Annotated in this window: 21 protein-coding genes, 2 tRNA genes and 4 pseudogenes; 10 read left to right on the top strand and 17 right to left on the bottom strand. The window is 69.2% G+C overall.

Annotated features, from left to right (window positions below; translation table 11 throughout):
• Positions 1-98: 98 nt before the first annotated feature.
• The 6 genes from ACZ3TS_RS39225 to ACZ3TS_RS39250 form a co-directional block, all read right to left on the bottom strand.
• The gene (locus tag ACZ3TS_RS39225) at positions 99-644 is read right to left on the bottom strand and encodes an HNH endonuclease signature motif containing protein (RefSeq protein WP_467627096.1); all 546 of its coding nucleotides are present in this window, start codon (positions 642-644) and stop codon (positions 99-101) included.
• Positions 645-774: 130 nt separating this feature from the next.
• On the bottom strand, positions 775-969 hold the full coding sequence (locus ACZ3TS_RS39230) for a hypothetical protein (RefSeq protein ID WP_467627099.1): 195 nt from the start codon (positions 967-969) through the stop codon (positions 775-777).
• A 274-nt stretch (positions 970-1243) separates the two neighbouring features.
• Complete coding sequence (locus ACZ3TS_RS39235; protein ID WP_467627101.1) at positions 1244-1603, bottom strand: hypothetical protein; 360 nt, start codon at positions 1601-1603, stop codon at positions 1244-1246.
• Positions 1604-1633: 30 nt separating this feature from the next.
• A complete protein-coding gene (locus tag ACZ3TS_RS39240) occupies positions 1634-3334 on the bottom strand; it encodes a bifunctional DNA primase/polymerase (RefSeq protein WP_467627104.1) in 1701 nt (566 codons plus the stop codon).
• 158 nt (positions 3335-3492) lie between these two features.
• Positions 3493-3747 (bottom strand): DNA-binding protein, encoded by a 255-nt coding sequence (locus tag ACZ3TS_RS39245; RefSeq protein ID WP_467627106.1) that lies wholly within the window; start codon positions 3745-3747, stop codon positions 3493-3495.
• Positions 3744-3950, bottom strand: a complete 207-nt coding sequence (locus ACZ3TS_RS39250) for a helix-turn-helix domain-containing protein (RefSeq protein ID WP_467627109.1) — start codon at positions 3948-3950, stop codon at positions 3744-3746. The genes ACZ3TS_RS39245 and ACZ3TS_RS39250 overlap by 4 nt, the downstream gene beginning before the upstream one ends.
• A 169-nt stretch (positions 3951-4119) precedes the next feature.
• Between ACZ3TS_RS39250 and ACZ3TS_RS39255 the strand changes: the two are divergent.
• The 3 genes and pseudogenes from ACZ3TS_RS39255 to ACZ3TS_RS39265 all read left to right on the top strand — a co-directional run.
• A pseudogene (locus ACZ3TS_RS39255) lies at positions 4120-4275 on the top strand (helix-turn-helix domain-containing protein); the annotation flags it as partial.
• A gap of 186 nt (positions 4276-4461) precedes the next feature.
• A complete protein-coding gene (locus ACZ3TS_RS39260) occupies positions 4462-4650 on the top strand; it encodes a hypothetical protein (RefSeq protein WP_467627141.1) in 189 nt (62 codons plus the stop codon).
• A 32-nt stretch (positions 4651-4682) separates the two neighbouring features.
• The gene (locus ACZ3TS_RS39265) at positions 4683-5849 is read left to right on the top strand and encodes a tyrosine-type recombinase/integrase (RefSeq protein ID WP_467627112.1); all 1167 of its coding nucleotides are present in this window, start codon (positions 4683-4685) and stop codon (positions 5847-5849) included.
• 110 nt (positions 5850-5959) lie between these two features.
• On the opposite strand, the gene ACZ3TS_RS39270 is transcribed toward ACZ3TS_RS39265, so the two are convergent.
• Both ACZ3TS_RS39270 and ACZ3TS_RS39275 read right to left on the bottom strand, forming a co-directional pair.
• Positions 5960-6032, bottom strand: a tRNA-Arg gene (locus ACZ3TS_RS39270).
• 214 nt (positions 6033-6246) lie between these two features.
• Positions 6247-6337 (bottom strand) — tRNA-Ser (locus ACZ3TS_RS39275).
• Between the two features lie 326 nt (positions 6338-6663).
• On the opposite strand from ACZ3TS_RS39275, the gene ACZ3TS_RS39280 reads away from it, so the two are divergent.
• Both ACZ3TS_RS39280 and ACZ3TS_RS39285 read left to right on the top strand, forming a co-directional pair.
• Positions 6664-7143 carry an SSI family serine proteinase inhibitor gene (locus tag ACZ3TS_RS39280; RefSeq protein ID WP_467627115.1) on the top strand — a complete coding sequence of 160 codons (480 nt, stop codon included), beginning with the start codon at positions 6664-6666 and terminating at the stop codon, positions 7141-7143.
• Positions 7144-7330: 187 nt separating this feature from the next.
• A complete protein-coding gene (locus tag ACZ3TS_RS39285; RefSeq protein WP_467627117.1) occupies positions 7331-11551 on the top strand; it encodes a PAS domain-containing protein in 4221 nt (1406 codons plus the stop codon).
• Positions 11552-11576: 25 nt separating this feature from the next.
• Here the strand turns inward: ACZ3TS_RS39285 and ACZ3TS_RS39290 are convergent.
• Both ACZ3TS_RS39290 and ACZ3TS_RS39295 read right to left on the bottom strand, forming a co-directional pair.
• A pseudogene (locus tag ACZ3TS_RS39290) lies at positions 11577-11961 on the bottom strand (transposase family protein); the annotation flags it as partial.
• 244 nt (positions 11962-12205) lie between these two features.
• The gene (locus ACZ3TS_RS39295; RefSeq protein WP_467627143.1) at positions 12206-12403 is read right to left on the bottom strand and encodes a hypothetical protein; all 198 of its coding nucleotides are present in this window, start codon (positions 12401-12403) and stop codon (positions 12206-12208) included.
• On the opposite strand from ACZ3TS_RS39295, the gene ACZ3TS_RS39300 reads away from it, so the two are divergent.
• Positions 12323-12685 (top strand): aminoglycoside phosphotransferase family protein, encoded by a 363-nt coding sequence (locus ACZ3TS_RS39300; protein WP_467627134.1) that lies wholly within the window; start codon positions 12323-12325, stop codon positions 12683-12685. The genes ACZ3TS_RS39295 and ACZ3TS_RS39300 overlap by 81 nt on opposite strands.
• Positions 12639-13136: an aminoglycoside phosphotransferase family protein gene (locus ACZ3TS_RS39305; protein ID WP_467627136.1), complete on the top strand. Its 498-nt coding sequence runs from the start codon at positions 12639-12641 to the stop codon at positions 13134-13136. The genes ACZ3TS_RS39300 and ACZ3TS_RS39305 overlap by 47 nt, the downstream gene beginning before the upstream one ends.
• Before the next feature lie 254 nt (positions 13137-13390).
• On the opposite strand, the gene ACZ3TS_RS39310 is transcribed toward ACZ3TS_RS39305, so the two are convergent.
• The 6 genes and pseudogenes from ACZ3TS_RS39310 to ACZ3TS_RS39335 form a co-directional block, all read right to left on the bottom strand.
• On the bottom strand, positions 13391-15037 hold the full coding sequence (locus tag ACZ3TS_RS39310; RefSeq protein WP_467627139.1) for a long-chain fatty acid--CoA ligase: 1647 nt from the start codon (positions 15035-15037) through the stop codon (positions 13391-13393).
• A gap of 156 nt (positions 15038-15193) precedes the next feature.
• Positions 15194-15748, bottom strand: a complete 555-nt coding sequence (locus ACZ3TS_RS39315; protein WP_467627119.1) for a SigE family RNA polymerase sigma factor — start codon at positions 15746-15748, stop codon at positions 15194-15196.
• A gap of 179 nt (positions 15749-15927) precedes the next feature.
• On the bottom strand, positions 15928-17094 hold the full coding sequence (locus tag ACZ3TS_RS39320) for a lipid-transfer protein (protein ID WP_467627122.1): 1167 nt from the start codon (positions 17092-17094) through the stop codon (positions 15928-15930).
• Positions 17091-17516 (bottom strand): MaoC family dehydratase, encoded by a 426-nt coding sequence (locus ACZ3TS_RS39325; RefSeq protein ID WP_467627124.1) that lies wholly within the window; start codon positions 17514-17516, stop codon positions 17091-17093. Before ACZ3TS_RS39325 ends, ACZ3TS_RS39320 begins: the two co-directional genes overlap by 4 nt.
• Positions 17513-18130 (bottom strand): annotated as a pseudogene (locus ACZ3TS_RS39330) (acyl-CoA dehydrogenase family protein); the annotation flags it as partial. The gene ACZ3TS_RS39325 and the pseudogene ACZ3TS_RS39330, both read right to left, overlap by 4 nt.
• Before the next feature lie 311 nt (positions 18131-18441).
• Positions 18442-18753 carry a hypothetical protein gene (locus tag ACZ3TS_RS39335; RefSeq protein WP_467627126.1) on the bottom strand — a complete coding sequence of 104 codons (312 nt, stop codon included), beginning with the start codon at positions 18751-18753 and terminating at the stop codon, positions 18442-18444.
• 275 nt (positions 18754-19028) lie between these two features.
• Between ACZ3TS_RS39335 and ACZ3TS_RS39340 the strand changes: the two genes are divergently transcribed.
• The 3 genes from ACZ3TS_RS39340 to ACZ3TS_RS39350 all read left to right on the top strand — a co-directional run bounded on the left by ACZ3TS_RS39340 (position 19029) and on the right by ACZ3TS_RS39350 (position 23323).
• Positions 19029-19898, top strand: coding sequence for a bifunctional DNA primase/polymerase (locus ACZ3TS_RS39340; protein WP_467627128.1), 870 nt, complete (start codon positions 19029-19031; stop codon positions 19896-19898).
• A gap of 229 nt (positions 19899-20127) precedes the next feature.
• Positions 20128-22110: a YncE family protein gene (locus ACZ3TS_RS39345; RefSeq protein ID WP_467627130.1), complete on the top strand. Its 1983-nt coding sequence runs from the start codon at positions 20128-20130 to the stop codon at positions 22108-22110.
• A gap of 1087 nt (positions 22111-23197) precedes the next feature.
• Complete coding sequence (locus ACZ3TS_RS39350) at positions 23198-23323, top strand: hypothetical protein (protein WP_467627132.1); 126 nt, start codon at positions 23198-23200, stop codon at positions 23321-23323.
• A gap of 14 nt (positions 23324-23337) precedes the next feature.
• Here the strand turns inward: ACZ3TS_RS39350 and ACZ3TS_RS39355 are convergent.
• Positions 23338-23499, bottom strand: a pseudogene (locus ACZ3TS_RS39355) (GNAT family N-acetyltransferase); the annotation flags it as partial.
• Positions 23500-23742 lie beyond the last annotated feature (243 nt).

A 23742-nucleotide genomic window follows, 5' to 3' on the forward strand; every position in this document is an offset into this window, starting at 1 on the left:
AGGCCCTGCCTTCATGCCCCGGCGCGGCCACAATCACCTGAACAGCACACCCGTACGGAACCCCCAGCTCCACACTCGGTTTCGAGAAGCCCTCTTACTCAGGCCGCGAGTGCTCTTCGGGCCTGGCGACGCTCGCTCTCGTAGTCGTCGGTGCAGGCGAGGCAGCGGCGACGGGTCCGGCCACTGCCCTTACGGATCGAAATAAGGGTGTTCTCGGGGGTGAACTCGTGGCCGTTCTTGCAGTGAGTCTTGCGGGCGTTGATGGCCGTGGGTCCCTCGCCACGCAGGATGTTCTCCGCGTGGGTGACCGGCACCAGGCATGCGGGGTTGCAGCAGTGCCGGATCCTGCACCGGTGGTCCAGGACCAGCTCGTCGGGGATCTGGCCCCTTGAGATCAGGTAGACGACGCGGTGGACGGGCATCGTGTGGCCGCCCATGTGGACCTTGCCGTATCCGCCGGGCGTCTTCGCGCCCGTCCACAGGACGTGCTGGCCGTCCTCGGAGACCTCGGCCTTGTCGGCGATACGCCTCAGGTCGCCGACCGTGACCCTGTATTCCCTGCCGTCGGGGAGTTCGATCGTCGTGACGACCGGGGACTCGGCGGCCTCGGCGTTGGCCATGGAGGTCTCGATGGTGCTGTTCACTGCTTGGTACCTCTTCGGATACTCGCCAGGCGGCAGGCCTGGCGTGGCTGATCCGGGCAGAGGTGGTGGATCCCGGGAATGGTGCGTGGTGGTGGGGGCGGCGTCTCCGTACCGCCCCGTGGGTGGAACGTCAGGGGCTCTCCGGGGCCTTGGCGTATAGCGCGGCCAGATCGCCCTTCAGAGAGGCGAGTTCGCGGGCCAGGACGGCCCTCTCGTCACCGATCTCGCCGAACTGCTCCTGGTCCTCCACCGTGGCGATCGCAGGCGCCTGAGCGGCCGTGTGGCGCTTCAGGCTGGCGCGGATCGCCGTGAGCTTCGAGGCCATGTCCTGCTCCTTGTCAGGTGAGGTTTTTCAAGGTCAGGCGCCGCGGGGTGGGTAGGGACATCCGCCCGTCTCAAGCAGCCGTCGCCGCGTTATACGGGGCGCTGCGCGCCTCGCGGCGGGGCGACGGCAGGAAGATGACGGCACCGGGCCCCTAGCGCTCCTGGGCGGCCTCCTGGACCTCGTCTGCGGCCGTGTAGATCTCGCCCGTGGAGGTGTCGACCAACTCGCCATATGCCGGCCCCAGCTTCCGGACATGAGCGGGCGGCAGACTTTTTCAGAACAGTGGTGCGGCCCACTCGCCGCCGGGCCTGCGGATGTTGACGAGGTGCATCCATTTGCCGAGCGACTCGACGATCATCTCGACGGGCGTGGACTGGCGCCCCTCGCCACTGAGCAGGAAGCGGCCGCCGTTCGGCCAGTGGAAGATCTCGATGATGTCGCTTTCCTCACCGGCTTCGTCGACCAGGTCGATCTTCATGTACCTGCTGCCGTTGCTGGCCCACTTGCCCTGCACGCGTGTCACGGTTCCGGCGATGAAGGACTCGGTCATCTCCATGAGGATGATGTCCTCGGCGATCTCGTTGATCTCGTCGTCGCCCAGGCCATCAAGCGAGGGGAAGTCTTCGTTAGCCATGGTGCGTCTTCTCTCTGGTGGGGCTGGTGGTCAGGCGGTCAGCCGGGCGCTGTGCGCCTCGATGCGGGGTCGTGGGATCGGTATGACGGTGGCCGTCTGCTGGTCGCCCTGTGGGCCGTTGACCGCCTCTCTGGAGGGCTCCTCTCCGTCGGGGAGGATCTCCCCGGTGAGCGGGTCGAAGAGGCTGAGTCCGCGCCACTCCACGCCGTTGGCGCGGGCATGGACGATCCGCTGCTGTCGGCGCCGCTCACGGTCCTCCTGCAGCAGTCGCTCCTCGTGCTGCTTGCGGCCTTCAGTTCCGTACATCTCGGCGATCTGGTCGAGCCGGTCGGCCCAGTCGGCGGTGCGCACGTACCTGGCGCCCTTGGTTTTTTCAATCACCCCAAGGCTGACCAGCTTGGCCACGTGCCGGTAGACGGTGGGCTGCTTGGCCTGCAGTGCCTGCTCCAACTCCTTGACCGTCATGGGAACAGTCAGGTGGTCGACGTACCGGTAGGAGGAACCGAGCGCGCCCCAGCGGAAGGCGTCGTGCGATGGGTCCGTCCGACCAGCGCTCTGCTGGTCGGTCAAAATTCTCACTGGCTGACCGCTACCCACAGAGATGTTAGTGGGGCTGGTAGCGGTCAACTGCTGGGAATTTTCGCTGACCTGACGAGCCACCACCGGTGGGATGCGCAGCCGGTACCGGTTCGCCACCGGGCTCCCCTTGCTCCGCTTCACCGGAGCCAAAGAGATGAGCTGGTCTTCCTGGATCAGCTTGCGGATGGAGGAGACGGCCGTGCCCTTGGAGACCGAGGCGAGGATCGCCAGGTCGCCGCAGGAGACGGTGACCTCCTTGACGCCACACTCCACGGCCAGGTTCTGCAGGGCCACGATGGCCTTGCGCCGGGACGAGGGGAGCCTGCCCAGGTACTCGTGGGTCAGCTCGATGTGCTCCAGGACCGTGAAGCCGATGGACTCGACGTTCTGTGCACGGAAGCGCTCGATGTCCTCCAGGAGCCACCGGGTGGGGTCGGCCTTGCCCTTCAGCTTGGAGGCGATGGGCTTGGACATGACCAGCCGGATGATGTCCACGTCGGGCAGGCCGGTCTCGAGGGCCCACCGGTACACCCGGAACAGGGCCTCGCTGCGCTTGCCCTGAGGCGCCCTCAGAGCGGCCTCCACGTGGCTCGGGATACTCAGGCCGTCGACCGACTCGGACGCCTCTCCGGCCATCTCACAGAGCCACTCGGGAGCCATGGCAAGGTCATGGGGGAACGACTCGTACCGACGTCCCGACGGGTGCAGCGAGGGGGCACCGACGACGTACCCGCCCTCTCCACGGACGTCAAGCCCCATGTCCTTGAACGAGCGCGAACGCAGCTTGTCGTCCGTCCGGAAGAACAGGTGGCGGCCACCACCGTTACGGCCGGTGCGCTGCTCCCAGGTCTCTGGGAAGGCGCGACCCTCGCGGCGGAACCGGGTGAGTGTCTCCTCGCCCTGGGGACCGTCCACGTCCAGGACGATCAGGTGCGATCCGACGCCGGTGGCAAGGCCCAGGCCGTCGGCGCGGTCCCACTGGGGCCAGCTCAGGATGGTCTTGAGGTCGGCCGAGGCGCGGTGCTGCCACTGGTACAGCAGCGCGTGCTTCTGGAGGACGGGGAGCGCACGCCAGCCGTGAGTGCTGGCGTAGTCAACTGCCGCCGCCTTCACGTCGCAAGCGGTCGACTGCGCTATGGTTGAACGAAGCAAGGGTTCTGATCTCCTCTGCGGGGGAGTCGGAGCTTCGCGGAGCCGCCCGGGGCGAACGGGCGGCTTCTCGCGTTTCAGGGGCGTGGTGGTCGCCCTCGTTCTCCTTGCGTCAGGTGGGCCAGAGGTGCCCGAGCTGCTGACAACGGGCTCGTACTCAGTCAGGCACTGAGTCGCCCATCGGAGGTTGCGGGGTGCGGCTCGCCGCCGAGGACCTCCACCAGCGACGCGGTGATGACGACCACCCGCTTGTCGAAGGACAGCGTCCGCACGGGCGCCTCTCCTCGGGCGATGAGGTCGTAGAGCTTGCTCTTGCCGCACCCGAGCGCCCGGGCGGCCTGCTGTACCGAGACGGTGGCGGGCCAGGAGCGAACCTCCGCGAGCGTCGCCGGCTTCGCGACCTTCTTGGCGGTCACTCGCCGACCTCCAGCAGGAGAGCAGCAACCGGGCAGTCGAAGCCGTCGGCGATCTTCCTGATGGTCGCGGGGCGGGGCTGGCGCGCCCCGTTCTCGATACGGCTGAGCCCCGGACCGCTCAGCCCGACCCGCTTGGCGAAGCTGTTCAGCCCCATGCCGCGCTCTATGCGCATGCGTCGGACGAGTGAAGCGTCGATCTTCATGACCAAGACGCTACTGGCATCGATTGGCACTTACCAAGGAATCCGCGTTTCGGATTTCTCGACCCACGAGACCCTTCTGTCCAGGCGGAATGCGGCGCTTGCGCGGCAGCCACACCACTCATAGAGTGCCATCACTCGTTACCACTCGATACCACCGGAGCGCCTGGCGATGGCCGACCAATACACCCCGGAGGACTGGGCCCGCCTAGGCAAGCGGCTCCGCGCGGCACGAGAAGCGAGGAACCTGACCCGTGCGCAGCTAGCCGAGCGGTCTGGCGCGTCTGCCAAGAGCATCCAGCTAGCAGAGGAAGGCCGGGTCCCGCGAGGACGCTGGCCTCGTACCCTTCCCGCCATCGCAGGTGCTCTGGGCTGGACAGCCGAGAGCGTAGAGGCGGTCCTTCACGGTCAGGAGCCTTCGATCGTCGACAGTGCTCTAGAGGACGCGGGACCGACGTCCAGGACGGCAGCCAAGCAGCCGGAACCGGGCACAGCCGTCTTCCAGTTCCGCACCGTGGGCTGGCTCAAGGCGCACGGCCAACAGGCCCTGGCAGAGGTCTTGCCGGACGTGGAGAAGTTCGGACTCCTCTGCGCCTTGCTCGACGCGCCGCCGCACCTCGTAGATGCCTATGAGCGAGCGGTCCAGGAACTGCTCGACGGCGTGCGGGAGGTACAGGGCTGGCCACTGGAACAACCGAAATAGAGCCTGCTGAAGCAGGCCAGGCAGGGGGGTATATGCCGGAGATCAAGAAGGTCACGCTGCAGAGCGGCAAGGTCCGTTACCGGTTCGTCGTCGACGTCGGAGTCGACGCGCAGACGGGCAAGCGCAAGCAGCTCACCGTCACCAAGGACACCAGGAAGGAGGCGGAGGCCGAGCACGCCCGGATCAAGCACCAGCGTTCCCAGGGCACGTATGTCGCCCCCTCGAAGATGACCGTCGAGGAGCTGGTCGACGCCTGGCTGGTGGAGGCGACCAAGGACGTCGAGGCCGCCACCAAGCGCTCCTACGAAGACGCCATGCGCTACGTGCGCACCCGCCTGGGCAAGAAGCCCGTGCAGGAGCTGACCGAGGACGACGTCGACGCCCTGATCACCTGGATGCTCACCGAGGCCCGGCGCATCGGAGGCAAGCCTGGCACCGGCCTCAGCGTTCGTACCGCAGACCTGACGCTGGGCCGCCTGCGCGCCGTGCTCGAACTCGGCATCCGGCGCCAGGTCCTCACCAGGAACGTCGCCCGGTACGTGAAGGTCCCGCGCGCCGCCCGGAAGGAGGCTCGCAGGAAGAAGAAGGAGCGGAAGCCCTGGAACGAGGATGAGGTCAAGAGCTTCCTCACGGGCTGCTCCAACACTCGGCTGTACGCAGTGATGCTTCTGTCCCTGATCGGCCTTCGCCCCGCCGAGGTCGTTGGCCTGCGCTGGATGGATGTCGACCTGGAGCAGGGCACCGTCCGTGTCGAGATCACCCGCACCCTGGTTGCCGGCAAGGTCATCGAGAAGGACACGAAGTCGGTCGCGGGCGACCGCTGGCTTCCGCTGCCCCTGGTCGTCCTGCAGGCGCTGAAGGCCTTCCACACCCGCCAGCTTCGCGAGCGTTTGAAGGCGGGCGAGGCGTACGAGGCGTCCGGCCGCGTCGTCGTCGATGATCTCGGCAAGGACTGGAAGACGGACAAGCTGCGGCGCGAGGCGTACAAGCTCATGGCCTCCGCTGGGGTTCGCAAGACCCGGCTGTACGACGCTCGCCACGCCTGCCTGTCGTGGATGGCGAACAACGGGGTGCCGGACACGGTCGTCTCGGCGTGGGCCGGGCACAGCGACCTGTCCTTCACGAAGCGCAACTACGTCCACCCCGACCCGCAGTCGCTCATGGCGGGCTCCGAGAAGCTGATGGAGCTGCTCGGCTGAGCTGTAACTGATCAATCACGGATGGTGACGCGTGAGATTTCGTGAGACGCCAACGCAAAAGCCCCGACCTCCACTTGGGAGAATCAGGGCCTTGACCTGGTGTTTCTTTGTGCACTCGGCAGGATTCGAACCTGCAACCTTCTGATCCGTAGTCAGATGCTCTATCCGTTAAGCTACGAGTGCTTGTTCTGTTTTTCTTCGCCGTCCCCGGCCCTTCCGGCCCGCTCGCGGCGACAGGAAGAACATTACATGACTGCCACCGCCAATGTGAAATCCGTTTGCCATACCCCTTGCGACCTGCGGAAACGCACTGATAGGCGGTTGAGGGCAGTACACGGGGCGGCCCTCGGAACGCTGAAGCCCCGGCCGTACGGACCGGGGCTTCAGTGATCAAGCGCGGAGGCGGAGGGATTTGAACCCTCGATGGGCTTTAAGACCCAAACCGCATTAGCAGTGCGGCGCCATAGACCGGACTAGGCGACGCCTCCAGCACAACCTCCCACGCGCGAGCGCGAGTGGTGCGTGCAGATGATGACACAGCCGAGCGGGGTGTCACCAATCGCCCCCCACGGTACTAGGCAGAAAGGCCGCAGGGCAAAGCAAACCGCGGGCGTGATCCGGCGTCGGTACCTCGTGGGCCCTCCCGGACCGCTGCTCGTTGCAGCCCCGGACCGCTTCTCCTTCGGCGGTGACCCCGCGGCGCCGCCCGGCCAGAAGCGCCCCGTGCCCCACCAGACCCACCTGTCACTCGGCCGACGGGCGGACAGCCGGCGCGTGGGCGCAACCGTCCCACCGCGCCGCCGTTAGTCACGGCATGGTCCAGTTCACCTCGCGCGGCCTGATCCTCGGTGCCGTCGCCCTTCTCTCCGCGGTCGCGGCGCCCGCTACGGCGCATGCCCACGGTCGGCCTCCCGTACCCGGTGCCGACCGGCTCATCGTCACCGTGCGCCACTCCGGGCACGCCGACGGGACGTACGTACTGCGCTGTCATCCGGGGCGCGGCAACCATCCGGACCCCGTCCGCGCCTGCGGCGCGCTCGAGCGCCGGACCGTCTGGGGCCGGGACCCCTTCGCTCCCGTGCCGCCGCGCAGCCTGTGCACGATGCAGTACGGCGGCCCGGCTACCGCGCACGTCACCGGCGTCTGGGCCGGGCGGCCGGTGGACGCGCGGTACGACCGCAACGACGGCTGTCAGATCGCCCGCTGGAACGACCTCGTGCCCCTGCTGCCGGACGTTCGTTCGCAGAACCAGCCCGGCCGGGGCACAGCCGGCGCAGGGTGGCGTCACGGGTGATATCCGGGTTCCGCTCGGCTACCTGCGCGGTCACAGGTTCTGCGTCACTTCCGCGTGCGACCTCCCTCTCATCCGGCGCCGCATGCTGGGCCGCTGCCCGTAGAATCCCTCGCGTGACACGCTGCGGGCCGGTTGGCAAGATGGCCCCCACGGTCGGCAAGGTGCGGTAACAGGGAGGAAGCGTCTCGTGAGCAGCAGGCCATCCCGAGGCGCTGCTCGCCTCGCTGCCATACTGGACGCGCTGCCCGACGCGTTGGTGCTGGTCAACGCCAACGGGACCGTCGTCAACGCCAACACCATCGCCCTGGAGACCTTCGAGGCGCCCGGGACCGCCCTGGTGGGGCGCGGGCTGCTCGATCTGCTGCCCCAGTTCGACTCGCGGCTGATCCCCGGGTCCATGCGGCAACCCGACTCCATGGACCCGAGCGGGCGGACCAAGCCGACTCGGATGACCGCCCGCCGGACGGACGGCACCGAGTTCCCCGTCGAGGTCACGAGCGCCAACCTCGAGGACGGCCGACAGGCGTACGACGGTTACGGCTACACCGGCGACGAACTGCTGATGCTCGTCGTCCGCGACCTGTCCGGCACCGTCGACACGGAGGCCGAACTAGCCCGCTCCCAGCGGCAGACCGAGATGATCCTGCGGGCCGCGGCCGAGGGCGTGGTGGGCACGGACACCGACGGGCAGATCGTGCTCGTGAACCCGGCCGCCGCCCAGATCCTCGGATACCGGGCCAGTGACCTCGGCGGCAAGCAGCTGCACACTCTCGTACTGCACTCCCGCGAGGACGGCTCCCCCTTCCCGTACGCGGAGTCGCCGCTCGCCGACACCCTGCGCTCCGGGCGCAAGCACCGGGTGCGCGGGCAGGTGCTGTGGTCAAAGAGCGGGGACAAGGTGCCGGTCGACCTGACGACCGCGCCGGTGCGCGACGGCGACCAGCTCGTCGGCGCCGTGATGACGTTCACCGACCGGCGCCCGTTCGACACGCTCGTCGCGGAGAAGGACGAGGCCGATCGGCAGCACCAGCAGGAGCTGGAAGGACTCGCCAAGGAGCACGAGAACGAGCTGGAGCGGCTGCGCGAGGAGCACGCCGCCGAGCTCGCCGAGCTGCGTGAGCGGCACGTGGAGGAGGTCGCAGCCGGTGACGAGCGCTACGCCGCGCTCGGCGAGCGCGAGAAGGACCGCTACGAGGCGCTGACCGCCAGGCACGAGCAACTGCTCGCCGTGCTCGGCCAGTCGTTGCGCGGCCCCCTCGACCAACTGCGGGGTGAGCTGTCCAAGCTCGCCGCGGACGACGCCGGCCAGCTGTGGCCCGAGGCCAATCAGGTGCTCCACCACCTAGCGGCCGGCTACTCGCGCATCACCACGCTCGTCGACAACGTGCTCGGCTACCAGCAGCTGGACGCCGGCGAGGAGGACCTCGTCCGCAGGACCGTCATGCTCGACGCGGTCGTCGCGGCAGGTGTCGACGGCGCCGTGGAGCTGATCGGGCCCGGCCGTGTCCAGTTCGCCGTCCACGCCCCGCCCATCGAGGCCGAGGTCGACCCGCAGCGGCTCGCCCAGGCACTCGCGCACCTGATCGCGGACGTGGCGGGCGTCGACGCCACGGGCAACGCGCCCGTCACGGCGGGCGGTTACATGGACAACACCGTCGTCGTGGCGGCCGCCCAGCGCGGCGAGGTCGTCCGCATCGAGGTGCGCGGCCCGTACGCCGGGGGAGACCCGGTGCACCAGCCGATCGTCAGCGGCATCGTGCGTGCGCACGGCGGTGTGCTGCAGACGCACGAGGTGCCGGGCATGAGCGGCAACGCCTACGTGCTCGAGGTACCGATCGGCGGCGGCGCCGGGGTGGTCACGGCCCCTCCGGCCGCGACACCCGCGTTGGAGGCCGGGACCGCGCCGGCACCCATCGAGCAGGCCGCGCAGCAGGGCGGGCGGCGGCGGGCCCGCCGGTCGTCCGTGGACGCCTTCCTGCAGAGCGAGGTGGACGACTCTGCCTCTGCCTCCTCCGAAACGACCGCGGCGGCCCCCACCGGGCGGCGCAGGCGGCGCGCGGCGGAGAAGCCCGCCGCCGAGGAGTCGGGTCCGGCGCAGGCGACCGCGAACGAGGACGCCACGGAGTCTCCGGCGTCCGGCGGCACGGGACGGCGGCGCGCACGCCCGAGCCCGGCCGACGGCGTGGCCGAGGGCTCGGTGGTGACCGCCGCCGAGCACGCCGCGGGGGCCCCGGCCGCAGCCACCGGGCTGGGGGAGGCCGTACCGCCGCAGGGCGTACCCGCGCCCACGGGACGTCGCGCCCGCCGCGACATCGAGCCACAGGCGCTGCCGCCCGCGTTGCCCGCTGCCCCTGGCGCCCCGTCCCCCGACGACACAGCCGGCGGCTCCACGCCGACCGGGCGCCGTCGGCGTGCCCTGGCCGCCGCGAACGAACGTGCCGCCGCAGCGGATTCCGGTGCTCGGACCGTGTTCGCGCTGCCGCCGGCGGAGGCGGACCGCACGCCCGAGCAGAGCGCTTCCACTCCCGGCCAGGCCGACGAGGGCCGCCACGACGCGGTCCTGCACGACCAGGCCGGGGACCACACACCGCCGCAGCCGCACCCGGTGGCCACGCCCACGGGTCGCCGCCGGGCCCGTCCGGCCACCGCGCCCGGACAGTCGGCCGGGACGGACGGCGCAGCCGCTGCCGTGACCCCTCAGGGCGTGTCGGCGCAGGTGACTCATCCCCAGGGTGTGCCCGCGCAGATGACGCCTGCGACGCCTGCCCAGGGAGTGCCCGCTCAGCAAGGCCCACAGCCCGTACCCGCACAGGGTGTGCCCGCCTCCACGCAGGCCGTTCCCCCGCAGGCCCTTCCTGTTCAGGGCGTACCGGGCGGACAGGGAGCGCCGGGGCAGCGGGTGCCCGTGCAGACTGCCCCGGATCAGTCCGTCCCCGTACGGTCCGGCACCGGTGCGCAGCCCGTGCCGGTGGTACCCGGTCAGCCGGCGCCTGCCGCCGCGCCCGCTCGCCCCCTCCCGGGACAGCCCGCCGCCGCACCGCAGCCGGTGCCCGCGCAGGCGCCCCCCGCGGGCGGCGTCCCGGTGGCAGGCGCGCCCGCCCCCGGCGCCCCGGTGCCCCCGCAGGGCTGGCCCGCTTCCGGTGACACCTCCGGCGCCGCCGCCCCCGTACCCCAGTCCACGCCCTCGGCAGGCACCCCGCTCCCGCCGGAGCGCGCCGCGCAGCCGCGGACCGCTCAGCCGCTGCCCGCCGAGGCGGCCGCGCCCGTCGACTCCCACTCGACACAGGGGAGGGCGATCAGTGTGCGGACGCTCGGGCAGGGCGTGCCCTTCGCCCGTCAGGGGGCGCAGCCGCAGGCCCAGTCCCGCTCCCAGTCGCCGACGCCTCCCCCTCACCAGCCGAACGGTGCGGGCCGCCGCCGCAAGCTCGGCACGCGTCCCGAGCCCGCGGGCGAACGCCCGGAGGCGGAAGCGCGCCCGCATCCGCAGGGCGCGGCGGCTCCGCACCCCGCACAGCCTTCCCTGGCCGGTCAGCCCCGTACGGCCGGAGCCACCGAGGGCGCCGGGCGGTCGTACGCCATAGGGGCCCCGGACGTGAACGCCGACGAGGGCCCCGAGCCGCTCGACGGCCCCGGCGGTGCCGTCGAGATCGCCGACCAGCCCCTGTCGCAGCCGATGGACGACGAACTGCCCCCGGAGCCGCTCGACAACCCGCGGCGGCTGCTCGTGTGGCCCGCTCCGGATGTGACGACCCAGCAGGCGCTCAGCGACCGCGGCTACCGGCCCGTCATCGTCAACTCCCGTGAGGAGGTCGATGCGCAGATCGCCGCCTTCCCGGCCGCGCTCTTCGTCGACCCGCTCACCGGTCCGATCACGCGGACCGCGCTCCAGTCGCTGCGCCAGGCGGCGGTGGCCGCCGAGGTGCCCGTGCTGGTCACGGCGGGGCTCGGGCAGGCGACGCGTGAGGCGGCGTACGGCGCCGACCCGGCCGTACTCCTGAAGGCGCTCGCCCCGCGTGACTCCGAGCAGCACCCGCCGCGCGTCCTGCTCATCGAGGAGCACGCGGAGATCGCGCTGGCGCTCACCGCGACCCTGGAGCGGCGCGGCATGCAGGTCGCACGTGCCGCCTCGGACACGGACGCGGTCACGCTGGCCGCACAGATGCGGCCGAACCTCGTGGTGATGGACCTGATGCAGGTGCACCGCCGCCAGGCAGGGGTCGTCGACTGGCTGCGCGCAAACAACCTGCTCAACCGCACCCCGCTGGTCGTCTACACCGTCGCCGTCGACCAGGCCGATCTGCCCCGGCTGGTCTCGGGGGAGACGGTCCTGTTCCTGGCGGAGCGCTCGACGAGCGCGGAGGTGCAGGAGCGAATCGTGGACCTGCTGGCGCGGATCGGCACCAACTGACCCGGGACATAGCGCACGTTATGCACACGTAAGGGGGCCTGCTGTCCTGCGGACAGCTTCTCCCAGCGGCCGCGGTAGGGCACCCGAACGATGTCGCCGCCACCTTGGTATGCCTTATCGGCCCAGCAGCGGATGCCAGCGTCGGCCAGGGCGGCGAAGATGCCATGGGTGCGGGCCGCGCGGATGTCGTGGACCGCACCGGGCAGCGCGGGCGAGGCCCACAGCAGATTCCCGAACGGATCAGTGATCACCTGCACGTTCATCCCGTGCTTGTGGTGCTTGCCGGAGTAGTAGGGCCGGTCGGCGGCGATCCTGTCGATGGGCAGCAGCGTCCCGTCGAGGATCACGAACGCTTTGGATGCTGCCGTCCGGATGGCGGTGGCAAGATCCTGGGCCAAGGTCGCGAGGAGCGGTGTAAGCCCCTGGCACACAGGGGAGTCGACAGCGGCCACAGCACGGCTGTCCCTTGCGCGACGGGGGTCACTCGGTCACTCGGAGTGGACCATGACGGCAAACGACGTACGGGTGCGAAAGCCGTAGATCTTGCTCTTCACGGTGGGAGGTCCGCCTGGCGGCGGTAGTGGCTGGCTCGGGCCTGGTGGCGGCGTTGGGCTGGCGCGTAAGGTGCCCGAATGATCGGGGTACCAGAGGTCTTCACGCGGGGCAACTGTCGAGCGTGAAGGAGAGCCCGGAGCGGCGTGGCTTGCCGAACTGCCGAGGATTGTGGACGAGCTGCTGGGGCGCTGGGGGATTGTGCCGGACGGCGAGGTCATGCACGGTGGTGTCGGGGTCATCGTCCCGGTGCGACGGCGGGGCGAGGGGCCCGCTGTGCTGAAGGTGTCGTTTCCGCATCCCGGCAACGTTCATGAGCCGGACGCATTCGCGGCGTGGGGTGGGCGTGGAGCTGTGCTGCTGCGCGAGCGCGACGACGAGCGTTTCGCGAGGCTGCTCGAACGGGTCCAGACGTCGACTCTGGCGGAGGTCGCAGACGGCGATGAGGTTGTGACGGTCGCAGGGCGGATCAATCGCCGCCTGGCCGTTCCCGCGCCGCCTGGCCGTTCCCGCGCCGCCTGGCCTCCCTCGACTGCTGGAGCAGGCCGACGCCTGGGAGGAGCAGCTACGCAAGGATGCTGAGGAGCTGACGCACACGCTGTCGCGTTATGTGGTGGACGCCGCCGTGGCGACCGTCCGCGAGCTGGGCCGTATCCAGCCGGACATGCTCATTCATGGTGACCTTCACGCCCGGAACATCCTGCGCGCCGACCGTGAGCCATGGCTGGCCGTCGACCCCAAGGGGTACGTAGGAGACCCCGCGTACGACGGCGGCACGCTGCTCAAGTCGCGCGCGCTGGCGCTCCTCGAAGCGGACGACCTGCGCAAGGCCGTCCACCGCACTCTGGACGTCTTCGCCGAGGCCGCGGAACTCGATCGCGAACGCGTCCAGCGTTGGGCCCAGTTCCATGCCGTCCAGGCTACGTTCTGGGGCCGTCACCACGGATTCCGTATTGCCCGCAGCGGACCACGATTGGACTGGCTCACCGCATTCGCGGACCGCCTGGCGGAGTTGCTCACGGAACACTCGTAGATCGTGATCTTGCCGGTGCGGGCTGGTGCGGAAGGGGTGCGGCCCTCGTTGAACCGCAGAGCACGACGGTACGAGGGCCCTGCACGGCCATCCTTGCGCACTCGCGGCTATGCGCGTTGTCGCCTTAACCGGGAGAGGGGCGCAGCAGCGGCCCGCCTCCTGGGTGAGCCACTGGACGGGCTTGTCGGGGTGGGAGCAGCTGCAACGGCGAGAGCCCCGGCTGGGTGCCAGGGGCTCTATGCCGCTCAGCAAGGTCAGCTGAGCTTGGTCACGTCGAGTTCTCCCAACCTATGTGCTTCGCGAATCTTCTTCTTGTCAAACTTGCCGACGCTCGTCTTGGGCACCGCCTCGATGATCGTCCAGCGCTCCGGCAGCTGCCACTTGGCGATCTTGGCTTCCTCCGCGAGGAACAACCGGAGAGCGGTGAAGTCAGCGGTGGCGCCGGCCTTCAGCACGACGGTGGCGAGAGGGCGTTCGCCCCACCTGTCGTCCGGGACGGCGACGACGGCGGCCTCGGCGACGTCCGGGTGGGACATCAGAGCGTTCTCCAGGTCGACGGACGAGATCCACTCGCCGCCGGACTTGATGACGTCCTTGGCACGGTCGGTGAGGGTGAGGAAGCCGTCGTGGCTGATGGTGCCCACGTCACCGGTCTTGAGCCAGCCGTCCTGGCTGAACTTGTCCGCGGGACGCAGGGGTTCGGTGTCCGGACCGTTGTAGTAGGCGCCCGCGATCCACGGGCCGCGTACCTCCAGCTCTCCCGCGGACTCGCCGTCCCAGGGCAGTCGTTCGCCACCGGGGCCGGTGAGCCGGGCCTCGACGCCGGCCGGGAAGCGACCCTGGGTGAGCCGGTAAGCGAACTCCTCGTCCGTACCCACCGCGTGGGCCGGCGGCCGGGCGACCGTGCCGAGTGGGGAGGTCTCGGTCATGCCCCAGGCGTGGCAGACGCGCATGCCGAGCTTGTCGAAGGCCTCCATGAGCGAGGGCGGGCAGGCCGAGCCGCCTATGGTGACCTGTCCGAGGGAGGAGACGTCGCGGGGACGGGCGGTCAGCTCGGCGAGCAGGCCCTGCCAGATGGTGGGGACGGCGGCGGCGTGCGTCGGCCGCTCGTTCTCGATCATCTCGGCGAGCGGCGCCGGCTGCAGGAAGCGGTCCGGCATGAGGAGGTTGACGCCGGTCATGAAGGTGGCGTGCGGCAGACCCCAGGCGTTGACGTGGAACTGCGGGACCACGACGAGCGAGGTGTCCTGGTCGGTCAGGCCCATCGACTGGGTCATGTTGACCTGCATGGAGTGCAGGTAGACGGAACGGTGGGAGTAGACGACGCCCTTGGGGTCGCCGGTGGTGCCGGAGGTGTAACACATGGCGGCGGCCTGGCCTTCGTCCAGCTCCGGCCAGTCGTAGGAGGTCGGCTTGCCGGCGATCAGGTCCCCGTACTCGTGCACCCGGGCGGAGGCGTCGGCGAGCAGCGAACGGTCGCCCGGCCCGGACACGACGACGTGCTCGACCGTCTTCAGCTGTGGCAGGAGTGGCGCGATCAGCGGCAGCAGGGAGCCGTTGACGATGACGACCCGGTCGGCGGCGTGGTTGACGATCCAGGTCAACTGCTCGGCGGGCAGGCGCAGGTTGAGCGTGTGCAGAACGGCGCCCATGGAAGGGATCGCGAAGTAGGCCTCGACATGCTCGGCGTTGTTCCACATGAGGGTGGCCACCCGGTCGTCGTCCCGGACACCGAGGTCCTCGCGCAGCGCGTGCGCCAACTGGGCCGCACGGGCGCCGACCTCGGCGTAGGAGCGGCGCTGCGGCTCACCCTCGCCGGTCCAGGTGGTCACCTGAGACGATGCGTGGATCGTCGACCCGTGGGTCAGGATCCTCGAGATCAGCAGCGGTACGTCCTGCATCGTGCTCTGCACGGCGTCCTCCCGGGGCGACGTTGCCTACGCGGTAGTAGGGGGGTTGCGCTGATTCTGCGCACATACCGCGCGGTATGTCACTAGGCCCGGCGTGATCGATCAGGCACGTTCCGCTCGGCGGCCGATCGGGGCTCGCCTCCAGGGTCAGCGCACCGGCTCCAGCTCGGGGTCCTCGCGGAGCTTGCCGAGAGCCCTGGACACCGCCGACTTGACCGTACCGATGGAGACGCCGAGCACCTCGGCCGTCTGCGCCTCGCTCAGGTCCTCGTAGTAACGCAGGACCACCATCGCCCGCTGACGTGCGGGCAGCTTCATGATCGCCCGCCACATGGCGTCGTGCAGGGCCTGCTCCTCGGCCGGGTCCGCGCCGGGCATCCCCTCCGGCTCGGGCATCTCGTCGCAGACGAACTCGTCGACCTTGCGCTTGCGCCACTGCGAAGTCCGCGTGTTCAGCAGCGCCCTGCGTACGTACCCGTCGAGCGCACGGTGGTCCTCGATCCGCTCCCAGGCGACGTACGTCTTCGCCAGAGCGGTCTGCAGCAGGTCCTCCGCGTCGCTCGGGTTCGCGGTCAGCGACCGGGCGGTGCGCAGCAGCACCGGCTGACGGGCCTTCACGTACGACGAGAACGACGGGTACGAAAGGGTCTGCCTCGCTGATGTACCGGCGTTCGAAGCGCTGGTGCAGACGGGTGTGGTCATGGCTCCACGCTAGGTTCGCGTCCTGTTCCGGCGGATCGGCCGCAGGTCCCGAAGCAGCATCCCCCTCAGGTTGTAGGGCGGGGGCTGCCCCCACCTACTGAAGGTGGACGAGTCTGTACGCACCCCTGAGGGTTCAGCCCTGAGAGACTCCGACGGCCGCAGTTCACGACGTGTCCCCTTCAGCCGTCGGCTGTCAGGATCAGACCTGACGTGGGGACGCCGGTGCCCGCGGTGACCAGGGTGCGGGCGGCTCCGCGTATCTGGTTCACCGCCGTGCCGCGCAGTTGCCGTACGGCTTCCGCGATTCCGTTCATCCCGTGCAGATACGCCTCTCCCAGCTGCCCTCCATGGGTGTTCAGCGGCAGTACCTCCGCGGCCACGAAGGCCGCCGCCTCGCCCGGCTCGCAGAATCCGAACTCCTCCAGCTGCATCAGCACGAACGGCGTGAAGTGGTCGTAGAGGACGGCCACGTCGACGTCCGCGGGGCCCATCCCGGAGGTCCGCCACAGCTGGCGGGCCACCACACCCATCTCCGGCAGTCCGGTCAGGTCGTCCCGGTAGAAGCCGGTCATCTGCTCCTGTGCACGGCCCGCACCCTGGGCGGCGGCCGTGACCACGGTCGGCGTGTGCGGCAGGTCGCGCGCCCGCTCCACGGAGGTGACCACCAACGCCTGCCCGCCGTCCGTCTCCTGGCAGCAGTCGAGCAGCCGCAGCGGCTCCACGATCCAGCGCGAGGCCGCGTGGTCGGCGAGCGTGACGGGTCTGCCGTGGAAGTACGCCGCCGGATTCGTCGCCGCGTACTTGCGGTCCACGACGGCCACATGTCCCAACGCCTTTGGGGTCAGCCCGAATGTGTGCAGATACCGCTGAGCCGCCATCGCCACCCAGGACGCGGGGGTGAGCAGCCCGAAGGGCAGGGACCAACCCAGCGCCGTGCCCTCCGCCGACGGCTCCCGGTGCTGCACCCCGGAGCCGAAGCGACGGCCCGAGCGTTCGTTGAATGCGCGGTAGCAGACCACGACCTCGGCCACTCCCGTCGCCACCGCAAGTGCGGCCTGCTGGACCGTCGCACACGCCGCCCCGCCCCCGTAGTGGACCCGGGAGAAGAAGGACAGCTCGCCGATCCCGGCCGCCTGGGCGACGGTGATCTCGGGGTTGGTGTCCATCGTGAAGGTGACCATGCCGTCCACGTCCGACGGCGACAGTCCCGCGTCGTCCAGCGCGGCGCGCACCGCCTCCACCGCCAGTCGCAGCTCGCTGCGCCCCGAGGCCTTGGAGAACTCGGTCGCCCCGATCCCCACGACCGCCGCCCGCCCGCCGAGGGCATCCTTCGTCCGCACGCTCATCCGGCACCCTCGCTCGCTACGGTGACGGTCACCGTGCCCGTGACGTGCCGGCCGATGCCGTTCGCCCCGGTCACCCTCACCGTGGCCGTGTCCCTGTCCACCTCCTCGACCGTGCCGCTCAGCACCATCGTGTCGCCCGGATAGTTGGGCGCGCCGAGCCGAATGGCGACCTTGCGCAGGACCGCGTCCGGGCCGAAGTGATCCGTGATGTACCGCCCGACCAGGCCGTTGGTCGTCAGGATGTTCATGAAGATGTCGGGGGAGCCCTTCCGGCGGGCGAGCTCCGCGTCATGGTGCACGTCCTGGTAGTCGCGGGACGCGATCGCCCCGGCCACGATCAGCGTGCGCGTGATCTCGATCTCCAGCGGCGGCAACTGTGTCCCCACCCGCGGCGCACCGGCCTGCGGTCCACTCGTCCTCATTCCGCCCCCTCTCCGTCCACGATCAACTCCCCCAGTTCCTGGAGCACTTCGCTCCCGGATCCCAGCCAGGCGTCCAGCTGCCGTCCCCACAGGAAGTGGCGATGGACCGGGTGTTCCAGATCGGCGCCCGTGCCGCCGTGCAGATGCTGGCCCGTTTGCACGACCCGCGTGCCCGCCTCGGACGCCCACCAGGCGGCGGTCAGCGCGTGGGTGGCGTAGGGCAGGCCCGTGTCGCGGCGCCAGGCCGCCTCGTATACCGTCACGCGTATCGCCTCGGTGTCCATGTACGCGTCGGCGGCCTTGAGCTGGACTCCTTGCTCGGCGGCGAGCGGGCGTCCGAACTGCTCCCGGGTGTTGGTGTGCTCCACCGCACGCGCCCGCGAGCCCGCGCACACACCGGCCTGCAGTCCCGCGAAGGCGATACGGGCCGTGGCGAGCACATCGGCGTACGCGCACGGTGTCCCCAGGGGCTCCGCGGGGGTGCGATCCAGGGTCAGCCGGCCCGCCGACCACGGGGCGGTCAGTTCCACCGGCGCGCATCCGGCGTCGGCCGCTTCCACCAGCCACAGTCGCTGCCGGTCGTCCGCCACGAGCACATGCGTCGCGTCCGGAAGTACGCGCGGAGTTCGGCGCGCAGCCGCTGCTGGAGCTCGGTGGGGGCGAGGTGCACGTCGGGGCCTCCCGGACCTTGTACCGGCAGAGGGTTCGTACGACCAAGGATTTCTGACTGTCCATTTTCTGACTGTCCGTCAGATAAGGCTTGCTGTCAAGGTCGACGAGAGCCCGTGAATCGCGGCGCACGCGCGCGTGGACACTGAAAGCGTCCGCGCGGCGGCACCGAAGTACCGCCGCGCGGATGTGTGATGACCCTTGAAAGCACACACCATGGGGATTCAGGGCCGATGTCGGCACATCGGCCCGTCACTCACCACAGGCGGCTGAAGTTGACGACCACGTTCTCGTTCCTCTGGTCGATGGCTGTGAACGCCGAGCGGTTGACCTGGGCGGCGTTGCTCCGGTTCGAGGCGCCGAAGCCCACCGCCTGCTGCTGCGTGGTGGAGGAGTTGCCGTTGTTGTCGTGTCCGACCCCGCTGCCGAAGATGCTCGCGGCCGCCGCGTTCGATCCGTCGTCCGCGAACGCGCCGTTGTCCGCCGAGGCGACGCCCGTGAAGAGGGCGGCGGCCAGAGGCAGGGCTGCGACGGCGGCGAAGACGCGAGCGGTACGGATGCTTGCCATGTGTTTCCTCCAGAACCCCGTACGTTCCGGTCTGGTCGCCGGGACATACGCGAAGTAGGGCTAGTTCCGGGGCAGTTGGCCGACCGCCTCGGACGGTGTACGACGTCGCGACTTCAGGGTTGCCCACCGAATCACCGGCATATCACTCCAGAAGCGGTGATTCGTCCTCAAGCGTGAGGAAATATCGATAAACCCCTTTCGTCACATCTCCTCCACGCGAACGAACGCCGCCACCCCTTCTTTCTTTTTTCGAACACGTGTACGAACATGGAGGCATGGCCACCATCGACCGGCAGGCCACCACCCTGGCCCTGGCCCACGCCCTGTCCGCCGCGGAGCGCGGACTGGCGGTGATCCCGCTGTCCCGGACGAAGCTGCCGGCCCTGCGCTCCCCCCACCGTGACGACCCCGACCCGACGGCCCCCGCCTGCCACGGCGAATGCGGCCGTTTCGGACACGGGGTCTACGACGCCTCCACCGACCCCCGCCGCATCCGCGATCTGTTCGCCGCAGCGCCCTGGGCCACCGGCTACGGCATCGCCTGCGGCCTGCACCCCCACCACCTCATCGGCATCGACCTCGACACCAAGTCCGGCACCGACTCCTCGGCGGCACTGCGCGAACTCGCACTGCGCCACCTGTTCACCATCCCCGACACGGTGGTCGTACTGACCCCGAGCGGCGGCCGCCACCTGTGGCTGAGCGGGCCGCCGGACGTCGTCGTACCGAACTCCGCGAGCCGCCTCGCGCCCGGGATCGACGTCCGCGGCGCCGGCGGCTACCTGGTCGGCCCGGGATCGCGCACCGATCGCGGTGTGTACGGCACCGCACCGGGCACCGCGCATCTGGCGCCCGCACCCTGCCCGCCCGCCCTGCTGCGCCTGCTCACACCGCCGCCGCGCACCCGCCAGACCACGCCGTCGTCCACCGGCCGGCACGGCCAGGGTCTGGTCCAGTTCGTCCTCGCCGCACACGAGGGCCAGCGCAACACCCGCCTCTTCTGGGCCGCCTGCCGGGCGTACGAGAACGGCATCGGCCCCGAACTCACCCCCGCCCTGATCGACGCGGCGGTCCGCACGGGCCTCACCCGGCGCGAGGCCCGCTCGACGATCGCGTCGGCGGAACGGATGACAGGCCGGCCCTGAGAGCGCGGCCGCGCCCACGCGTCAGGGGTGCCGCCGAACCGGCGGCACCCCCAGGAGTGGCCGTCGCGAGGATCACGAAGGTGATTCCGCCTCGACTGTCACTTGCATGACATACGCTGCCTCGGCAGCGTCGACGCGCCGTGATCGGCACGAGGGGGGCGCTGCCTACTCGGTTCCGCCCGACAGCAGACGGGCTTGCGGGCTTGCTCAATGGGGGGTTCACATCACTGTGCACAGGCGCAGCATTTCGACCGCGACGACACTGGCGGTCCTCTTCAGCTCCGCGGCGCTCGCCGCGGGCACGGCGGCACCAGCGGTGGCCGACTCCGCGAAGGTCCTGCCGGTGACGTCGGTCGGTGACATCGTCGTGGACGGCGCCCACCAGCGGGTCTACGTATCCGATCCGACCGGCGGCAAGATCGTCGTCGCCGACTACGCGGGCGCCGTCAAGGCGACCCTCACCGGGTTGCCCGGTGTGACCGGCCTGGCGCTGTCCGCCGACTCCCGGCAGGTGTACGCGGCCGTCAAGGGCAGCGACCGGATCGTCTCGGTGGAGACGCAGACGTATACGCAGAGCGCGAGCTACGCGCTGGCGGGCGCGGACGCCCCGGCCGAGGTGGAGGTCTTGGACGGCCGTATCTGGTTCGGCTACGGATCGAACCTCGGATTTCTGGACCTCTCCGCCACCGAGCCCGTCGTGCACCTCGACCAGAAGGCGGGCGTCGACTTCTTCCCCGGCCCGATGCTTCTCGGTGCCGATCCGGCAGCGCCGGGCGTCCTGGTGGCCGGCAGCGGCGGCACTCTGGCCGTGTACGACGTCTCGGCCGACGGGGCCGTGCTGCGGGTGAAGGGCAGCATGGACACCTCCGTGAAGCAGCTCGACCTGACGCCCGACGGCAAGCAGGTCCTCACCTCGTGGGACGGCACCGGGAACGGTTACGGCTTTCCGGCCTACTCCTCCACCGATCTGAACGAGGTGGCGAGCTACCCGACCGACGCGTACCCGAACGCGGTGGCCGTCGCGCCCGACGGCAGCGTCGCGGGCGGCAGCTTCTCCTGGTACGACCCCGACGTCCACATCCACCGGCCCGGTGACCCGGTGCCTGTGCGGGAGTACGACTTCCCCAACACGGGCAACAGCAGTGGCGCCGACACTCTCGTGGACGGCGCGCTGGCCTGGACACCCGACGGCGGCCGGGTGTTCGCGATCTCCGTGAACACCTACGGCACATACACCCTGCGCGCGCTGACCGACCCCACCAAGGAGCTGCCCGCCCTCAAGGTGTCGGCCCCCGCGACGTCGGACAGGGCCAGGAAGCTCACCGTCACCGGCAAGCTGACCTCGAAGACGCCCCTTCCGGCGGGCACCCGCCTGACGGTCACCCGCGCGGACATCGAGTCGCCGAGCGGCAAGGCACTGGCCCCTGTCACCACGAAGGCCGACGGCAGCTTCTCCTTCACGGACACGCCGCCCGCCGGCGGCAAGGTCACCTACAAGGTGTCCTACGCAGGCGACGCCACGCACGCCTCCGCCTCCGGCTCCGACGCGGTGCAGGTCTCGCGCAAGGCGACCACCCTGAGCCTGACGAACAACGGCAAGCTGTACTCGTACGGCAAGGACGTCTCCTTCACCGCGCACCTCGGCACGACGTACAAGAACCGCACCGTCGAGATCTACGCCGACCCGTTCGGCTCCGACAAGCCGAAGAAGCTGCTGAAGAAGGCCAAGGTCAACTCCAGCGGCAATCTGTCGGCGACTGTCGACATGACCCGTGACACCACCGTCACCGCCGTCTTCGCCGGCGATGCCCGCTACGCCGCCAAGACCGTCAAGACCGTCAAGTCGACCGCGTACGCCAAGGCCAAGATCTCCACCACCGTCTCCAAGTACTACAAGACGGGCAAGATCGGCTCCACTACGTACTACTACTTCCACAAGAACACCGAGCCGGTGTTCACCACGACCATGAACTACTACTCGGGCCGCAAGCAACGGTTGCAGATCCAGGTCTACTACCGGGGCACCTGGTACGACTCCGGGTCCGAGTACTTCGCGCTGGGCACCAACGGCAAGTCCACCGTGAGACTGGCGGCACCGGGCGAGTCCGGCATCCGCGCCCGGATGCGCTCCTCGTACATCAACGGCTCCTCCGGGGACACCGTCAACTCCACGACGCACGGGGCCTGGAAGTACTTCGCCTTCACCAACTGATCCGTCCGGACGAGGGATCCGGTACGGCTCCCGAGCTCATACGGGGGCCGTACCGCGTAGGTGCGCTTCATCCGCGCCGAGCGAGTCTGGGATGCAGGGACAGGGATGAGGAGCTGACGGTCGTTCGGGCAAAGCGCACGTCCGTGCTCGGATGCTGTTGTCTGCGGACGTTGATGCCGACGTTGATGTCACGTCGTTACTCCGTCCGAGACCGGTTCTGGTGTTGAAGCACGAGCCGTCGCCTCGCTGGTTGGCCCGCCCCCTTGTGGATAGCGCACGCCTCCGGCGTGATACCGCAGCGGATGTCGAGCGGTCAGCCCGCTACGACACGAAGAGTTCAACCTCACTAATTGCGTTTGCCTGTTGCCCCGACCATATACGGTGACACTTGCTCGCATCACAGTAAGCAATCGCCGTCAGAAAGGAACAGTTATGCCCATTTCAAGGTGGTGTCTGGCGGCCGTTTCGGTGCTCGCACTGACAGATATCGGATGCCATGCCTCTACGTCCTCGAGCTCCCAGCCACAGGGCAATGAGGGAGCGGGGAGCTACGAAGTAATCCATCTGCACGGGGAGATGACACAGAACAAGAGGCTCAACAATGGAGATCATGCAACCGGAGTAGGCAACCAGGTTCTCATCACCGAGAAAATCTTCCGAAACGGGAAGACGGATGGCTTTTCCGCAACAAGGTGTACCCAGGTCGGAGGATCCTTGAATCCTACCCCGAAGAGCCCGACCACTCAGCTGTGTTCAGGCGTGTACAGCCTCGGCAATGGGCAGGTCACCTGGCAAAATACGCTCTCCGTTTCGCGCCAGGGGACTCCACCGCCGTGGAAAACGGCTATCACCGGGGGCACGGGCACGTATGCAAATGCTCGCGGCTATGTTCTTGTCAACGGGATGGAGCGAAACTACACACTCTATCTCGTTCGAACGTCCGCCTCGTGAAAGCGGTAGGCCGGCTCTGCCTGCACCCGTGAAGATCGCATGCATCTACTGAACTGCTCGCCGGTTCATAAGCCGGCACCTTGAGCCACCCATGCCACAGTGCGAGATGCGCAATTGTGGCGATTACGGATTTCGAATGACCGGCGAGAGCCAGCAGTGGCCGGCCGACATTCAACTCGCCTCTTCAGCGCTCAGGCAAATGACGCTACTTATAGAGTTCGCAATTAAATTCTCGGCGGTCTTCCAGCCGGAAGCCGCCTGATAACTGCATGCACAGTGAATAGCGGGCCCCGCCGTTCGCTGTGCAAGCCGCCCAGAGACCCGCGGCCCACCGTTCACCGCGGTGCCCTCACGGACCGTGCAAACGTGCGTGAAGCCCTGGGCGAGGCAGTACCGCTGAAGCCCTCCATTCGTCGTCCATGCATCCGGACGGACCCACGCGTCCTACGAGGCCAGAGGCCTCAAGCGCCGGGCTCGTGGGGCAACGCGGTTCCGATCCCGCCCGTTCTCGTGAGCATGCTGCGAGACCCCCGGCGCGGCCTACGGGACTGCCACGGACGGCCCTCTGTTCCGCGCTGCAAGTGTCCTGTCGGCGGCGGCTGAATCGTGACCCTCTTTGGGCGGTTGAGTTCTGACCCAGTCTTCAGTTGGTCTTGTCAGTTGTTGCCTTGGCTGGTCGGG

The sequence above is a fragment of the Streptomyces sp. NPDC022910 genome (assembly GCF_055561075.1).

Excerpts from the sequence above, each read along its gene's own strand:
- ACZ3TS_RS39230 (WP_467627099.1), bottom strand. The coding sequence starts at position 969 with ATGGCCTCGAAGCTCACGGCGATCCGCGCCAGCCTGAAGCGCCACACG.
- ACZ3TS_RS39235 (WP_467627101.1), bottom strand. The coding sequence starts at position 1,603 with ATGGCTAACGAAGACTTCCCCTCGCTTGATGGCCTGGGCGACGACGAG.
- ACZ3TS_RS39250 (WP_467627109.1), bottom strand. The coding sequence starts at position 3,950 with ATGAAGATCGACGCTTCACTCGTCCGACGCATGCGCATAGAGCGCGGC.
- ACZ3TS_RS39265 (WP_467627112.1), top strand. The coding sequence starts at position 4,683 with ATGCCGGAGATCAAGAAGGTCACGCTGCAGAGCGGCAAGGTCCGTTAC.
- ACZ3TS_RS39280 (WP_467627115.1), top strand. The coding sequence starts at position 6,664 with ATGGTCCAGTTCACCTCGCGCGGCCTGATCCTCGGTGCCGTCGCCCTT.
- ACZ3TS_RS39300 (WP_467627134.1), top strand. The coding sequence starts at position 12,323 with ATGCACGGTGGTGTCGGGGTCATCGTCCCGGTGCGACGGCGGGGCGAG.
- ACZ3TS_RS39295 (WP_467627143.1), bottom strand. The coding sequence starts at position 12,403 with ATGCGGAAACGACACCTTCAGCACAGCGGGCCCCTCGCCCCGCCGTCG.
- ACZ3TS_RS39310 (WP_467627139.1), bottom strand. The coding sequence starts at position 15,037 with ATGCAGGACGTACCGCTGCTGATCTCGAGGATCCTGACCCACGGGTCG.
- ACZ3TS_RS39315 (WP_467627119.1), bottom strand. The coding sequence starts at position 15,748 with ATGACCACACCCGTCTGCACCAGCGCTTCGAACGCCGGTACATCAGCG.
- ACZ3TS_RS39320 (WP_467627122.1), bottom strand. The coding sequence starts at position 17,094 with ATGAGCGTGCGGACGAAGGATGCCCTCGGCGGGCGGGCGGCGGTCGTG.
- ACZ3TS_RS39325 (WP_467627124.1), bottom strand. The coding sequence starts at position 17,516 with ATGAGGACGAGTGGACCGCAGGCCGGTGCGCCGCGGGTGGGGACACAG.
- ACZ3TS_RS39335 (WP_467627126.1), bottom strand. The coding sequence starts at position 18,753 with ATGGCAAGCATCCGTACCGCTCGCGTCTTCGCCGCCGTCGCAGCCCTG.
- ACZ3TS_RS39340 (WP_467627128.1), top strand. The coding sequence starts at position 19,029 with ATGGCCACCATCGACCGGCAGGCCACCACCCTGGCCCTGGCCCACGCC.
- ACZ3TS_RS39350 (WP_467627132.1), top strand. The coding sequence starts at position 23,198 with ATGACCGGCGAGAGCCAGCAGTGGCCGGCCGACATTCAACTCGCCTCT.